13 protein-coding genes are annotated in these 13,750 nt (G+C 67.7%); 3 read left to right on the top strand and 10 right to left on the bottom strand.

The genetic code is table 11. The features are described 5' to 3' along the window. Window positions 1-51: 51 nt before the first annotated feature. Window positions 52-924 carry a hypothetical protein gene (locus RJ03_RS27060; protein ID WP_051025303.1) on the top strand — a complete coding sequence of 291 codons (873 nt, stop codon included), beginning with the start codon at window positions 52-54 and terminating at the stop codon, window positions 922-924. 179 nt (window positions 925-1,103) lie between these two features. Here the strand turns inward: RJ03_RS27060 and RJ03_RS27055 are convergent, their stop codons facing one another. From RJ03_RS27055 to RJ03_RS27030, 6 genes are all read right to left on the bottom strand, one after another. Then, entirely contained in the window at window positions 1,104-1,727 is a 624-nt protein-coding gene (locus RJ03_RS27055) for a ribonuclease H family protein (RefSeq protein WP_036507342.1), read from the bottom strand. A 10-nt stretch (window positions 1,728-1,737) separates the two neighbouring features. After that, window positions 1,738-2,253 carry an SRPBCC family protein gene (locus RJ03_RS27050; protein WP_036507340.1) on the bottom strand — a complete coding sequence of 172 codons (516 nt, stop codon included), beginning with the start codon at window positions 2,251-2,253 and terminating at the stop codon, window positions 1,738-1,740. Window positions 2,254-2,478: 225 nt separating this feature from the next. Then, a complete protein-coding gene (locus tag RJ03_RS27045) occupies window positions 2,479-3,243 on the bottom strand; it encodes a hypothetical protein (protein ID WP_036507337.1) in 765 nt (254 codons plus the stop codon). A 385-nt stretch (window positions 3,244-3,628) separates the two neighbouring features. Then, window positions 3,629-4,420 (bottom strand): TIGR03084 family metal-binding protein, encoded by a 792-nt coding sequence (locus RJ03_RS27040; RefSeq protein ID WP_036507333.1) that lies wholly within the window; start codon window positions 4,418-4,420, stop codon window positions 3,629-3,631. Window positions 4,421-4,475: 55 nt separating this feature from the next. Next, window positions 4,476-5,831 carry a DUF445 domain-containing protein gene (locus tag RJ03_RS27035; protein WP_036507330.1) on the bottom strand — a complete coding sequence of 452 codons (1,356 nt, stop codon included), beginning with the start codon at window positions 5,829-5,831 and terminating at the stop codon, window positions 4,476-4,478. Window positions 5,832-5,956: 125 nt separating this feature from the next. After that, window positions 5,957-6,961 (bottom strand): zinc-binding dehydrogenase, encoded by a 1,005-nt coding sequence (locus RJ03_RS27030; RefSeq protein ID WP_036507327.1) that lies wholly within the window; start codon window positions 6,959-6,961, stop codon window positions 5,957-5,959. A 342-nt stretch (window positions 6,962-7,303) separates the two neighbouring features. Here RJ03_RS27030 and RJ03_RS27025 point away from each other — a divergent pair, with 342 nt between their 5' ends. Further along, window positions 7,304-8,353, top strand: coding sequence for an AurF N-oxygenase family protein (locus RJ03_RS27025; RefSeq protein WP_051025302.1), 1,050 nt, complete (start codon window positions 7,304-7,306; stop codon window positions 8,351-8,353). A 24-nt stretch (window positions 8,354-8,377) separates the two neighbouring features. Here the strand turns inward: RJ03_RS27025 and RJ03_RS27020 are convergent, their stop codons facing one another. Beyond that, the gene (locus tag RJ03_RS27020) at window positions 8,378-9,112 is read right to left on the bottom strand and encodes a TetR/AcrR family transcriptional regulator (RefSeq protein WP_051025301.1); all 735 of its coding nucleotides are present in this window, start codon (window positions 9,110-9,112) and stop codon (window positions 8,378-8,380) included. Between the two features lie 267 nt (window positions 9,113-9,379). Here RJ03_RS27020 and lon point away from each other — a divergent pair, with 267 nt between their 5' ends. Continuing rightward, window positions 9,380-11,761 carry an endopeptidase La gene (lon, locus tag RJ03_RS27015; protein WP_051025304.1) on the top strand — a complete coding sequence of 794 codons (2,382 nt, stop codon included), beginning with the start codon at window positions 9,380-9,382 and terminating at the stop codon, window positions 11,759-11,761. Window positions 11,762-11,854: 93 nt separating this feature from the next. Here the strand turns inward: lon and RJ03_RS35235 are convergent, their stop codons facing one another. From RJ03_RS35235 to RJ03_RS27000, 3 genes are all read right to left on the bottom strand, one after another. Next, window positions 11,855-12,472: a DUF1707 SHOCT-like domain-containing protein gene (locus RJ03_RS35235; RefSeq protein WP_051025300.1), complete on the bottom strand. Its 618-nt coding sequence runs from the start codon at window positions 12,470-12,472 to the stop codon at window positions 11,855-11,857. Between the two features lie 90 nt (window positions 12,473-12,562). Next, on the bottom strand, window positions 12,563-13,051 hold the full coding sequence (locus RJ03_RS27005; protein WP_063014383.1) for a PaaI family thioesterase: 489 nt from the start codon (window positions 13,049-13,051) through the stop codon (window positions 12,563-12,565). A 28-nt stretch (window positions 13,052-13,079) separates the two neighbouring features. After that, window positions 13,080-13,634, bottom strand: coding sequence for a TetR/AcrR family transcriptional regulator (locus RJ03_RS27000; protein WP_036507319.1), 555 nt, complete (start codon window positions 13,632-13,634; stop codon window positions 13,080-13,082). Between the last annotated feature and the right edge of the window lie 116 nt (window positions 13,635-13,750).

The raw sequence follows: 13,750 nt of genomic DNA, 5'->3' as shown, positions 1-13,750 counted from the left end.
CCGAAACATACGGCGTGGTTTCCACATGCCGGGAAGGTGACAGATCGATTCATGTCCGATGACGACACCGCCAAGGACAAGGCGAACAACGATGCCGCGTCGACCGAGAAGGTCGACTCGGCGCAAGACAGCACCGCCGCGGACGCAACGGTCAAGTTCGAATCGGACTCGTCGGTTGCCGCCGATAAGGGTGCCGATACCGCGAAGGCGGGCGATGCGGACAAGACGGTGAAGCTCGAGACCCCAGGGCCGGCCGCGGCCGATGCGGCGACCGTCAAGTCGGCGGCCCCTGCCCCGGCCAGTGCGCCCTCCTCCGGGAAGAGCACTCCGTGGGTGCCGATCGTGGCGGCCTTCGCCGCGGGCGTGCTGCTGGTGGCCGCGGTCACCGCGGTGGTGGTCTTCTATCTGAAGGCCGACAACCGCGAGGATCAGCTCGCCGCGCGCGATGATTCGACCAAGGCGGCGTGCGATTTCGGCAAGGCCGTGGCCAGCTACGACTCGAAGGATCTCGACGCCTACTTCAAGAGCGTCAACGATCTTTCTACGGGTGAGTGGGGCAAGTTCTTCAGCGGCGCCTCGGACACGCTGAAGCAGGCCATGGTCAGCGTGCAGGCCAAGTCGAAGCTGGACGAGATCCACTGCGCGTGGGAGTCCGGCAACGACAGCCAGGCCAACGTGGTGCTGGTGATCACGCAGGAGCAGACCAACCAGGCCGTTCCGCAGCCGGACAAGCTGACCATCCCGGGCGTGGCCCAGATGGAGAAGCACGACGGCAAGTGGCTGGTCGCGAAGTTCGACTCGCCGGTCACCAAGGGTATGGGCCCCTCCGGCCCGGCCCCGGGTGCGCCGCAGGCGGCTCCGGGTACCAGCCCGCAGGCCAACGGTGGGGCGCAGCCCGCACCGGCTCCGCAGCCGGGTAACTGAACCCGGTTACAGGACAACACTTTCCGGCCCCGTGACGGTTTCCGTCGCGGGGCCGGAACGCGTTCGTCCCGGTGATCCGGCTGTGAGCACGCCACCGAGGTGGTAGCAACCGGGCGCCTCCGGCGGTGGGCCGACCCACCACCGCCGGAAGCCATTCGGTTGGTCTGACGCGTGCCCGGTCAGAAAAGGGTGAGGGCGTCCGCGGTTTCGGCTGTCGCGCGTCCGCGTTTCGGCACCGGCTTGTCGGTGACGACGACCGTCAGCGGCGTCGTCGCGGCGGTGTCGGACATCGTCTCGGCGGGTGCGGTGGCGGGGCGAACCGCGGAAGGCAGCGGCGGGAGATCGACGATGCCGTTCGGGGTCGCATCGGCCCGGCCCGCGGCGGCGCGGGCGGCCTCCCCGGCAAGTTTGTCGGCCTGTTCGTTGTAGTAGTTGCCGACATGCCCGCGCACCCAGCGGAAACGCACCGGACCCGGCCGGGTGGCGATCGCGTGATCGATCCACTGGACGAGTTCCACATTCTTCACCGCGCTGCCGGTGGCGGTGCGCCAGCCGTTGAGGCGCCAGCTGGGTAGCCATTCCGACGCGCATTTGATCGCGTACAGCGAATCGCTCTCGATGAACAGCGGTTCGGGGCCCGGATGCGCGCGAATCGCCTCCAGTACCGCGCGTAGCTCGGCCACCTGGTTGGTGCCGGAGGCCGCGCCGGCGCTGGCCGAAGTGCCCTGATGATTGACCCACGCCCAGCCGATGGCGCCGCCAGGATTGCGCAGGCAGGATCCGTCGGTGCTCACGATGATCATGACCGGTACCCTACGCAATCCGGCCGACAAGATCCGTGCCGTGGAATTCCTCGATCTCCCTGCGCAATTGCGTCTCGCTACGACGGACCGCCGCCTTGGCCAGCGCATCGATGGCCTTGGCGGCCGGGCGGGCCGGCCAGCCGTGCGCCGGCGGGTACTCGGCCTCCGAGGTCAGCACCGACCGGCCGTACCCGAGCGGATCGAATCGCAGGGTCAGCGTCGCGAGCGCGGGGGCCGCTTCCGGGTCCTGCGCAGGCGCCACCTTCCCCGGCCGGCGCCTGCGCAGGGTGTACCCGATGACCGCGTTGCGGCGGTATTCGGTGATCTCACAGTCGACCGTGGGATGCCACAGCCCGAGCCGGAACGTCGCCGCATAGACCGCACCGGGTCCGTGGCCGGCTTCGCCGACCGGTTCGAACGTTGCGATACCGAACATCCAATCCGGGACGAACAGATGGTTGTCGGTGTACGTGAATGCGACCTCCACCGGAGCCCCGACGTCGCTCGCGTACCTGATGTGGCCCATAGGCCCTCCCTGTTCCACGCTTGCCCCAAAAGTACTACAGAATTCCTCTTTATTAAACGGTTACCGGGGAATAACGTGCGGCCCGCGCGCCGAGTGGCGGATATCCGCTGACGAGGACAAATGCGGCAAACGACCAGTACGTTTCGAGTGTGCTCGACGGGAGCGGGCACAGACGACAACCGGCCGGGCACCTTGACGGTACCCGGCCGGGAGGATGTCGAAACGCTATGCCGACGTGGAATCCGGCGCTGCCGGAATCACTGCCGCCTCCGCGGAATCGGCGGCCGGACCGCCGGTGTGGTCCGCGGGAATCTGCTCCGGACCGGACGTGGGCACCGGAGCCGGGCGCGCGTGCCGCTGGACCTGTACGTCGTGGCGGCCCAGCAGGGGATCGCTCATCGCGACGCTGAACTCACCACTGTGCACGTCGACGTCGGTGCGGAATTGGGTCACCGCATCCTGTGCGGTGCCCTGCCGAGGGTCCGGGGAGCCGTTCGCGCCCAAGGCGGCCGGCACATTCGTGTCGAGGGTGACGGCGAACGAATGCTGTTGTGTCCTGGACAGATTCGCCCCGACGTAGGTTTCGCCCGTGAGGTTCAGGCGTCCCCCGACGCCGCCCGGACGGGAACTCGCGGGTGCCGTGTCGATGCTCGGTGAGCGGTCCGCCGGTCCGGGCACGATGTGCACCGGCGCTGTCGCGTCATCGGCCGCGAGGAGCGGCAGGCGACGGGATTCGGCGGCCGGGCGCCACGACCCGGTGGTGGGTGTGCTGCTCGGTGACGCCTCGGATCGGTGGGTGTCGGGTGCCGGGACGATGGTGTCGCCTCGTTCGCCGGAACCGATGACGCCCGGCAGGCCGGAACCGCCGATCTGGTTGACGATGTAGGTACCGGCGGCGACGGTCAGGCCGATACTCGCCATTCCGGCGAATACGACGGCGGTGTGTTGCAGAATTTGGCCGGTGGACCGGGACTGCGCGGACTGAGCCATAGCGGTGCGTCCTTCCCTCTCCCCTGGTTCCCCTCGTTGTCGACCCGCACCGTTGAAAGTCGTACGCACGTCCAGGTTACTGCCTGTCGACAGGGGATTCCGAGGCCCTGCGGTCAAGATCACAACAGCGGGCGAAGCGGCGTGAAAACCGCTGTTCACATCGTCCGGAGGGCGCCGGTGCGCCGCCTACGGCCGACGGCCGCGCAGGTTTGCGCCGGAACGACGCCGGGTAACCCGACAAAGCTGGCGAGCGTCAACTTCGAGATGCGATCTCGAAGTCCTCCGGCCAACGGCGTCCGGTCGGCCACAAGCACGTCGCACCCTGAGTCGGCGCTCGCCCGCTCTATCCGAAGTTCTTCAGGCGCAAGTCTTCAGGCGCACATCTTCAGGCGAACTGGCCCACTTCGCGCCCCGATCCCGGGGGTCCGGCGAAGGCCTGCGCGATCGTCAACCATTCCGCGGCGTCGCTTCCAGTGGCCACCAGCGGGAGATCGTCACGATGCCGGCGCTGCGTCACCAGCAGGCAGAAGTCCGACGCCGACCCGCTCACGCGCTGCGCGGCATCCTCCGGGCCCCAGCTCCAGACCGACCCGTCCGGTGCGGTGAGCTCGACTCGGAACGGTTCCGCGGGTGCCTGGCGACCGTGCACGGTGTAGGCGAAATCGCGAGTCCGCACGCCGATATGGGCGATATTGCGCAGTCGCGCCGTCGGCGTCCGTTCCGCGCCCAGCGCATCGGCGACATCCTGACCGTGCGCCCAGGTCTCCATCAACCGTGCGCTCACCATCGACATCGGGCTCATCGGCGGACCGAACCAGGGCAACTTCGTGCCGGCGGGCACCGCGCGCAGCGCCTGCGCCAAGCCGGCCCGGCCGCGACGCCACCGTTCCAGCAGTTCGGGCGCCGGTGTGCGCGCCACCTCGGCGGCGGCGTCGTCGACGAACGTGGCGATCGTGGCGGTCGCCTCGCGCAGCAGCTCGGCGAACGCCGCGGCATCGGTGGCCGCGATCGTCGATACCTCGTCGGTCCAGGTCAGGTGGGCGATCTGGTGTGCGATGGTCCAGCCCGGGGCGGGCGTCTCCCGCGTCCAGCCGGCCGGATCCAGCGGCGCGACGAGACGGTCCAGGTCCGCGCATTCGGCCTCGAAGTCGTCGAGCAGCGCCTCTAGGTCAGCCATGACCGAAAGCATGGCAACGCCCCTGAAAAAATGCAAGCACGCGTGCTTGTATTTTTCACCAACCGAAGATCAGCAGGTGCACCGCACCCACCACCAGGCCCAGTGCCGCGCCGTGCAGATACAACAGCCAGGCGTCCTGTTCGACCGAGGCGTAGAACATCTCCATGAACTCGCCCGGCGTGAGCTGTTTGAGCTTGCGCGCCGCGAATTCGTCGATCTTCTTGGCCTGGTCCAGGGCGAAGGCCTCGTCCTGCACCAGGCTCGGCGCCAGGCTCACCGCGGCCCCGGCCGCGCCGACCTGCAGATTGTCGAACTGCCGCGCACCGAAGGCCGCGCGCACCACCGAGCGCGTGGGTCCCAGTTGGGTGCGGATCTCGTCGGCGATCAGATGTTCCACCAACTGGCGGGTCTTGTCCCCGTTGGGACCGTCCAGCAGTTCGGCCGCCAGATTCGGCAGGGTCAGCACCTGGTAGGCCAGAATCTGGGCGAGGTCGTCGGCGGCCTGCGGTTGCCGCTTGGCCAGCAGCGCCTGCCGCCAGAGGTATTTGTAGCGCGGCTGCGGATCGCCGGGTTCGAACACCATCTTGATGGCGATCATGTTCACCAGCACGCCGATGGTGGCGGCCGCGGCCAGGACCACCAGCCAGCCCGGGATCCACCCGATCACCGGAATGTCGTGATGGACATGCATATACAGCGCCAGCAGGACACCGAATGGGGCGCCGAGCAACCCGATCCGCACCATGAACCGCAGCTCCGGCGCGGCGATGGTAGTGGTCAGATCCTTGAGGATCTCCGGATTGGCCTGCAGATAGCGGATGACGAAACTCTTGATATCGATGAGCTGGTCGACATTGTCGCCGAGTTGCTCGAAACCGCGCCGGCACAGTTTCGGCAGTTCACGGTCGATGCGCTGATAGAGAATCTGTTTCGCCGGCCGCGGCACGGCCCGCCACAGTTCCGGATTCTCCCGGTACATCACATCGTCGACGATCTGCTGCAACTGTTCGTGCGCGCGGTCGGCGATGTAGTCGGCGATACCTTCCAGATCCAATTCGTGGATGAAATCGCGCGGGCTGCCGATCCGCATGATCGCCATATCCACGCAGATGCTGGCCATCTTCTCCGCGCGGGCGGGAATGAAGCCCTGGAAGCCGAGCCGCTTACCGTCGCCGGAGAACGTCGGCAGCACCTGCACCCGGCGCGGGAAATAGGGATACAGCACCTTCAGTCCCGGAATCCGGACGCCGCGAAATTGCAACGGCCAGAACAACATCAGCACACCGGTCCAGTTGGTGAGCCAGCCGGCCACCGCGCTGAAGATCGGGAAGGTGATCAGGTCCACGACGAATTTGGACTGCCCGGTCAGTTGTTCCCAGTCGATGAACACACCGCCGGCGACTACCGCCATCGTGGATCCCCCTTGCGCCGTGCGGACTTGCGAGTTGACTGGGACCCCACATTCTCACCGGGGCCTGACGGTGTCAATGCGGCGGGGCGGCACTTGCCCTGGTCGGCGGGGCAAACGCACCCCGTTCAGGGGCGCAGGACGAGCCGAATCGGATTGCCCTCTTTGGATTCCAGCGCCCGCACCGCGGCCGGGGCTTCCGAGAGCGGCAGCACCGCGCTGACCGAACGGGCGAGATCGAGACGATGCAGCCGCCGCAGCCCCACCAGTTCGGTGACATGTTCGGGCTGCGATCCGTAGTGTCCGCGCAATTGCTGCTGGAAGAAGCTGAAGCCGATACCCCCGGTGATCGTGATCGGCTTGTCGGTCAGGCCGACCAGCACCAGCCGCCCACCCGGCCCCAGGCAGGTGACGGCCTGTTCGCGCACCGCCGCCACTCCGGCGAAATCGAAGGCGGCCGCCAAACCGGCGCCGCCGGTCGCGGCGAAGATCCGCGACCGCAGTTCGGGATCGGCCGGATCGAAGGCCAGATCCGCACCGAAACCGAGCGCCCGTTCCCGCGCCGCGGGCAGCGGATCCACCGCCACGATGGGCGCCGCGCCGACCATGCGCAGCAATTGCACCCCGTGCGCGCCGAGTCCGCCCACACCCCACACGCCGACCGGTTCGGCGGGCCGCACCTGAGCGGTCGCCGTGATCGCGGCCCACGGCGTGGAGACCGCGTCCGGGATGAAGCAGGCCTGTTCGAAGGGCAGATCGTCGGGAATGGGAACCAGGGTGTCGACCCGGGCCAGGGTGTACTCCGCCCACCCGCCGTCGTAGTCGACACCACGGGTGAACACCGCGCCGTCACGCAGTTCACCCGCCTGCAGCAGCACCCGGTCCCCCACTCTCGCGCCGGTCACACCCGGTCCGAGAGTGTGGACCGTGCCCGCGACCTCGTGGCCGAGCGTCACCACGTCACCGGCGAGCATCACCGGGGTCAGCGTCCCGTCGATCAGATGGACATCGGACAGGCAGACACCCGCCGCTTCGACCTTGATCAGGACGTGGTCGGGACCCGGTTCCGGCGTCGGCACATCGTCGAGTTCCAGTCGGCGTTGCGGTCCCAGGTGAAGGCGTGCGGCCAGCATGTCGGGCTACTCCTCGTGGATCGGGCGGGCGGACCCGCGGGCCCCGCGCGGTAGCGCAATGTCGGATGCGCGGCGAATCCGGTCGAGTATCGCATCGACATCGCGGTTTCGGCCGGAGTTGCGGGAGGGTGCGGTCGCGGGCGCCGTCCGAATCGCCGGGCTCCGGGGATTGTGTGGGACTACGAGTCCCATATATCCTCGAAGGATCACACCTGCTGGGTGTCGACCGCCGCCGGGGCCGAGCCTCGGGGCCGGGAGCTAGGAGGCCCGATGAGCCACACTGCGAAGCCCGCTCGCCGGGCCGACCGGGTGCGGGGGTTCCGCGGAGCAGAGGAGACATCGATGACGCTGTCGAAATCCATTCGTACCGACATATTCGGCCCGGACTACCGGGAGATGCTGGCGATCCTGTCCGAGGGGTCGGTCCATCGCAATTTCGACCCCTATCTCGATATCGATTGGGATTCGCCGGAATTGGCGATCGATCCCGACGATCCGAGATGGGTGCTGTCGCCGGAGCTCGACCCGCTCGGCGGAACCGACTGGTACAAGTCGTTGCCGCTGGAGCGCAGGATCGAGATCGGAAAGTGGCGCACGGCCAACGTGATCAAGGTCGGCGCCGCCTTCGAGAGCATCCTCATCCGCGGCATGATGCAGTACATCATGAAGCTCCCCAACGGATCTCCGGAGTTTCGTTACTGCCTGCACGAGATGACCGAAGAGTGCAACCACATCCAGATGTTCCAGGAGTTGATCAACCGGATCGGCGTGGACGTCCCGGGGATGCGGCCGCTGTTCCGCGCGTTGTCGCCTTTCATCGGCGTGGCCGGCGGCTACGCGCACGCCATTCTGTTCATCGGCATCCTCGGTGGTGAGGAGCCGATCGACCACTATCAGAAGGCGATCATCCGGGAGGGCGAGTCGATGCCCCCGGCGGTGCTGCGCACCATGCAGATCCACATCGCCGAGGAAGCCCGGCACATCTCCTTCGCCGGTGAGTTCTTGAAGGCGCATATCGAGCGGATGAGTCCGTTCGGTAAGGCGATGTGCGCGTTGGCTTTTCCGATCACGATGCGCTGGCTGGCCGGTGAGATCATGGCGCCACCGCGCTCGTTCGCGAAGGAATTCGACATTCCACGCGAGGTGATCGAGGACGCCTTCTGGCGGTCCCCGAATTCGCGCCGGATCCTATCCGGCTACTTCGGCGATATGCGCAAACTCGCCGACGAACTCGGCTTGATGAATCCGGTGACGCGCAAGCTGTGGACACTGCTGCACGTCGACGGTGATACGTCGAGGTATCGCGGTGAGCCCGAGCGGCGGAACGCTGCGACCGCGGTGGCGGAGCGGCTGCCCGTGGTCGGTTCTCTCGTCGGCTGGTTGGCGGCCTGACCGGCCGAAACTCGGCGCGCCCGATCAGGGGATGTCGTCGACTCCCTCGGCCAGTGCGTTGATGAGTTCGATCAGCGGCAGTTCGGGGTCCAGGGTCAACCCGTGGGCGCGGGCCGCGCCGTCGAGCACGCTCCAGGCGTAGCCGGCGACCTCGGAGATCAGCTGTTCGCGGCTCAGCAGGGGGTCCGGATCGCGGGCCCAGCGGCCGACGGTCGCCTCGGTCATCGACACGATGGCGAAGGTCATCGTGTCGGCCGTGGCCTCGTCGACCACCCCGATCACCCCCGCCAGGCTCGACACGAGCAGCCGGGTCCGCGCCGCGATGGTGGCCTTGATACTGCTGAGCGCGTCCACATCGTCGGGGTCGCCCATCGCCGGCCCGCTGCGTGCGAAGTCGTACAGCCGCGCATGCTCGGTGAGCCAGTCCGCGACCGCGGCGACCGTGCGATGCAGGATCCGATGAATCGATCCGTCCCAGATGTCCAGCGCCGCGTCGACGGTATCGACGAACTGCTCGGCGATCACGCTCCGAGCCCGCCGATCCAGTTCGTCGCGCCCCGAAAACTGGCGATAGACCACGGATTTCGCCAATCCGGACCGCTTCGCGATCTGTTGCATCGAGATCTCGCCGCCGCCGGACTCCTCCAGCAGTTGGATCAACGCCCCGACGATCCGCCCCCGCCGATTGTCGTTGTGCGTTTGCCACCGCGCCTGCCGGCCCCCGATCGGGGCCGGTTCGGACGGGGAGGGAATCGCCACGCGGTCGAGTTTAAATCACCGGCTCCCCCGCGAATGACCTTCGCTCGAGGTCGGCCCGGATGCGGCCGGCGCCGGTCACGCCTCGTTCGCTGCCGGTGAACAAGGGGTCGGAACAACTCGGCACACCCTGTAGTTGAGTAGGTAGCGCTCAACCCTGGAGGCGAAGAAACACAGGATCCGGGGCATGCTTTGGAAGGGGCTGAATCTGTGAGTACTCCACAGCGTCTGCCGGTGCTGTTTCTGACCGATCCGGTCGTGTTGCCGGGCATGGTCGTCCCCATCGAGCTCGACGAATCCGCACAGGCCGCCATCGACGCCGCACGGGCCGCGAAGTCGGACTCCGTGCTGCTCGCACCGCGTCTGGACGAGGGCTACGCCGCCTACGGTGTGATCGCGACCATCGAACAGGTCGGCCGGATGCGCGGTGGCGCCGCTGCCGCGGTGCTGAAGGCCGAGCAGCGGGCGAGGATCGGGCACGGAGTCACCGGTCCGGGCGCCGCGCTGTGGGTGGAGGCCGAACCGGTCGACACCCCCGCACCCGATGCGCACACGAAGGAACTGGCCGCCGAATACAAGCAGTTGGTCGTGTCGGTGCTGCAGCGTCGCGAGGCCTGGCAGGTCATCGACGTGGTCAACCGGCTGACCGATCCGTCGGCCCTGGCCGACACCGCCGGCTACGCGCCGTATCTGACCGATGAGCAGAAGCGCGAACTGCTCGGCACTCCCGATGTCGCCGAGCGGCTGACCCGGCTGATCGGGTGGACCAAGGACCATATCGCCGAGGTCGAGGTCACCGAGAAGATCAGTGAGGATGTGCGCGAGGGCGTCGAGAAGTCGCAGCGGGAATTCCTGCTGCGTCAGCAGCTCAACGCGATTCGCAAGGAACTGGGCGACGGCGAGCCCGACGGCGCGGACGACTACCGCACCCGGGTGGAGACCGCCGAGCTGCCCGACAACGTCCGCGAGGCCGCGCTGCGCGAGGTCGACCGGCTCGAGCGCAGCAGCGATCAAAGTCCGGAATCGGGCTGGATCCGCACCTGGCTGGATACCGTCCTGGATCTGCCGTGGGCGGTGAAAACCACCGACAGCACCGATGTTTCGGCGGCCCGCGCGGTACTCGACGCCGACCACCACGGTCTGGAAGAGGTCAAGGACCGTATGGTCGAATACCTGGCCGTGCGCGCCCGCCGGGCCGCACGTGGCCTGGAGGTCGTCGGCGGTCGTGGCTCCGGTGCCGTGATGGTGCTGGCCGGACCTCCCGGTGTCGGTAAGACCTCGCTGGGTGAGAGTGTGGCGCGGGCCCTGGGCCGCAAGTTCGTGCGCGTCGCCCTGGGCGGTGTGCGCGACGAGGCCGAGATCCGCGGTCACCGGCGGACCTATGTCGGCGCCCTGCCGGGCCGGATCGTGCGTGCCATCAAGGAGGCGGGTTCGATGAATCCCGTTGTCCTGCTGGACGAGATCGACAAGGTCGGCTCCGACTTCCGGGGTGATCCGGCGGCCGCGCTGCTCGAGGTGCTGGATCCGGCGCAGAACCACACCTTCCGCGACCACTACCTGGATCTGGACCTGGATCTGTCCGATGTGCTGTTCATCGCGACCGCGAATGTTATGGAGACCATTCCCGGCCCGCTGCTGGACCGCATGGAGCTGATCACGGTCGACGGGTACACCGAGGACGACAAGGTGGCCATCGCCCGCGACTTCCTGGTGCCGCGGCAGCTGGAACGGAACGCGCTGACCGCCGAGGAGGTGTCGTTCACCGACGAGGCCCTGCGGGAGATCGCCGCCAACTACACCCGGGAAGCCGGTGTGCGCCAGTTGGAGCGACTGCTCGCGAAGGCCTTGCGCAAGGCCGCGACTCGGTTGTCGCAGGACGAGATCGGTGCGCAGACGGTCGCGGACGGTGATTCGGATGCCACGGTGATCGACCTGGGCTACGATCCCGCCCTCGGCTACGGCGAAAAGGCCGGTGTCGCAGCAGGTTCCGAGTCACTGGTGATCGGTCTGGGTGATCTGAAGGACTACCTGGGCCGCCCGCGCTTCACCCCCGATTCGGTGGAACGCACCTCGGTCCCCGGCGTGGCGACCGGTTTGGCAGTCACCGGCGCCGGCGGCGACGTCCTCTACATCGAGGCCAATGCCGCCGACGGCGAACGCTCGCTGACCCTGACCGGTCAGCTGGGTGACGTCATGAAGGAATCCGCGCAGATCGCACTGACCTATGTGCGCTCGCACCTGGAAGAGATCGGCATCGAGCCGAAGGTGCTGGATCGCAACATCCACATCCACTTCCCGGCCGGTGCGGTGCCCAAGGACGGTCCGTCCGCGGGTGTCACCATGGTCACCGCCCTGGTGTCGCTGGCCCTGGGCCGGCAGGTGCGCGGGGATGTCGGCATGACCGGTGAGGTCACGCTGAACGGACGGGTGCTGCCGATCGGCGGTGTGAAGCAGAAGCTGCTCGCCGCCCAGCGTGCCGGCCTGAAGACCGTGTTCATCCCGGCCCGCAACGAGCCGGACCTGGACGAGGTCCCCGCCGAGGTGCTGGCCGCCCTGGACGTCCGCCCCGTCGCCGACGTGGCCGACATCCTGGCCTACGCCATCGAACCGGTCACCGAACCGGCCTACCAGGCCTTCGCCGCGAGCGCCTGATCCGGACGACCGGCTGTTACGAGTCGAGGGGCCGTTCACCTTTCGGGTGAACGGCCCCTCGCCGTGTTTCGGTCTGCCGCTCGCCGTGCTCGGTCACCGGCGAGGGCGGCGCAGCAACCGAGCCCAGAAGGAGCGGCGGGGTGGTTTCGGGTAGCGGACTCGGATCGAGCCCGAGGTGATCGATCCGTCGACGCGCAGTGTCGGACAGCCCGGCAGCGGCGGTTCGGTCACCCGGTTCTTCGCCTTCCCGCTGACGAAGGACACCCGGTCCAGATCCACCTGCCAGCCGCGCGGGACGGTCAATCGCAGACTGCCGGAGGCGATTCCGACGTGCATGTCCACGACGGCGTGCGGGCAGATCGCCTCGGTGAAGTCCAGGCGCACCGAACCGGAGGCGGCGGAGACGGTGATCTCGGCGGGCACGATCCACTGGCCGTCCTTGCGTAGCGAACCACTGACGGTGCTCAGCACCAGGGGTTCGCGCGCGGCCGCCACGGGCAGATCGGCGGTGACCGCGGCGAGTTCCTCACGGGTGTCCGCCGCGTAGGCGACGGCCAGGCGCCGGTCGAGCTCGGCGAGATCGAGGGAGCCGTCGTTCAGAGCCAGTCGCAGCAGCCGCTCGACCTGGGCGCGTTCGTGGTCGGTGATGCGTACCGTGGGGGCCGGCCGGTCACGGGCGATGTCCGGGCGGCGGTCCGGGGATTCGGTCATCGGCACATCCTCATGGTCGTGATGCCGAAATCCTACGTGCGGTGCGGCGGCGTAAGGGTTCCCCGCCGGTGCGCCCGCGGTAATCCCCGCCTACGGCTCACGTGATCCGTTGGTGGGCAGAGCTCGCTCGACCACGCGCACCGTGCCCTGCGCGACGGCACATATCGTGCTGGAACCATCGCTGTCGCAATAGATCTCGCAGCGGGTGACGGCTTGGCGGCGGGTGGCGTCGGTGACCGTCGCGTGCGCGCGAAGCCGCCCGCCCCGCGCGGGGCGCAGGTAGGTGACGGTGAAGCCGCCGGTCAGTACGTTCGGGCCCAGCGCGGATCCGGCGGCGAAGGTGAGCGCGTTGTCGGCCAGATAGGCCATCACCCCGCCGTGCACGAAACCGAACTGCTGAGCGTGCTCGGGACCCACGTCGATCACCAAAGTGGCCGCACCGCCCTCGAACTCGGTGATCTCGGTGCCGACGTGCTGCGCGAACGGCTGCGCGGCCAGCACCGCGCGGGCCTGCTCCACGGTGAGCTTGTCGGTCGATACACCAGCCGGTCGCGGTGGTGACGCGGTAACCTCGTCCATCTGCACTGTCCTCTGCTTGTCGGAGTTGTCAGTTGTTACGCAACGACTTCCACGCCGCCGCGGCCAAATCCGTGGCGACATCGGTCGGCGCGGTGCGGATGCTGCCGCTCACCCACTGCCGCGAGTACTCCTGCGCCGGGCCCAGCCACAGCGCGTACAGCAGGTCGAATTCCAGGTCTCGGACCGTGCCGTAGCGGGCGTGGGTGCGCCACCAGCGCGCGACGGAGGTGAGGAATTCCCGATTGCTGTCGCTGTCGCGTACTCCGGGGGGCCGCGGTGACATGAGAATTGTTGCGCGGTACTGGTTTTCGGTGACCCAGCGCAGATGCTCGGTAACTCCGGCGGTGACTCCGCTCTCGGCGTCGGTGCTGTCGGCGATGCTCGCCCAGAAAGTGCGCTGGTAGTCGGCCAGCGCATTGGCCCACACCTGGCGGTACAGATCGGCCTTGTCCGGGAAGTGGTGGTACAGCGCGCCGACGCTCGCTCCCGCGTCGGCCCTGATCCGGCTCAGCGTCGCGTCGAGCGTCCCGTGCTCGGCGAACTGCCGCTCGGCCGCCAGCAGCAACCGATCTCGAATCTTCATACCCAGAATTTAGTTCTGTTTCGGCGTCGGCGCAAGGCACTACCTGCGAAGTCCCACCGGCTGTCGGTGCCGTGCGGTAAGAACGGTCTCGTGGCCAGGTGGCTGTTGCATGTCGA

Origin of the sequence: Nocardia aobensis NBRC 100429 (assembly GCF_000308375.1) — a bacterium.
GTDB classification, from domain to species: Bacteria; Actinomycetota; Actinomycetes; order Mycobacteriales; family Mycobacteriaceae; genus Nocardia; species Nocardia aobensis.
The sequence above is the reverse complement of the archived record's forward strand: the minus strand, read 5'-3'. Positions and strand labels throughout refer to the sequence as shown.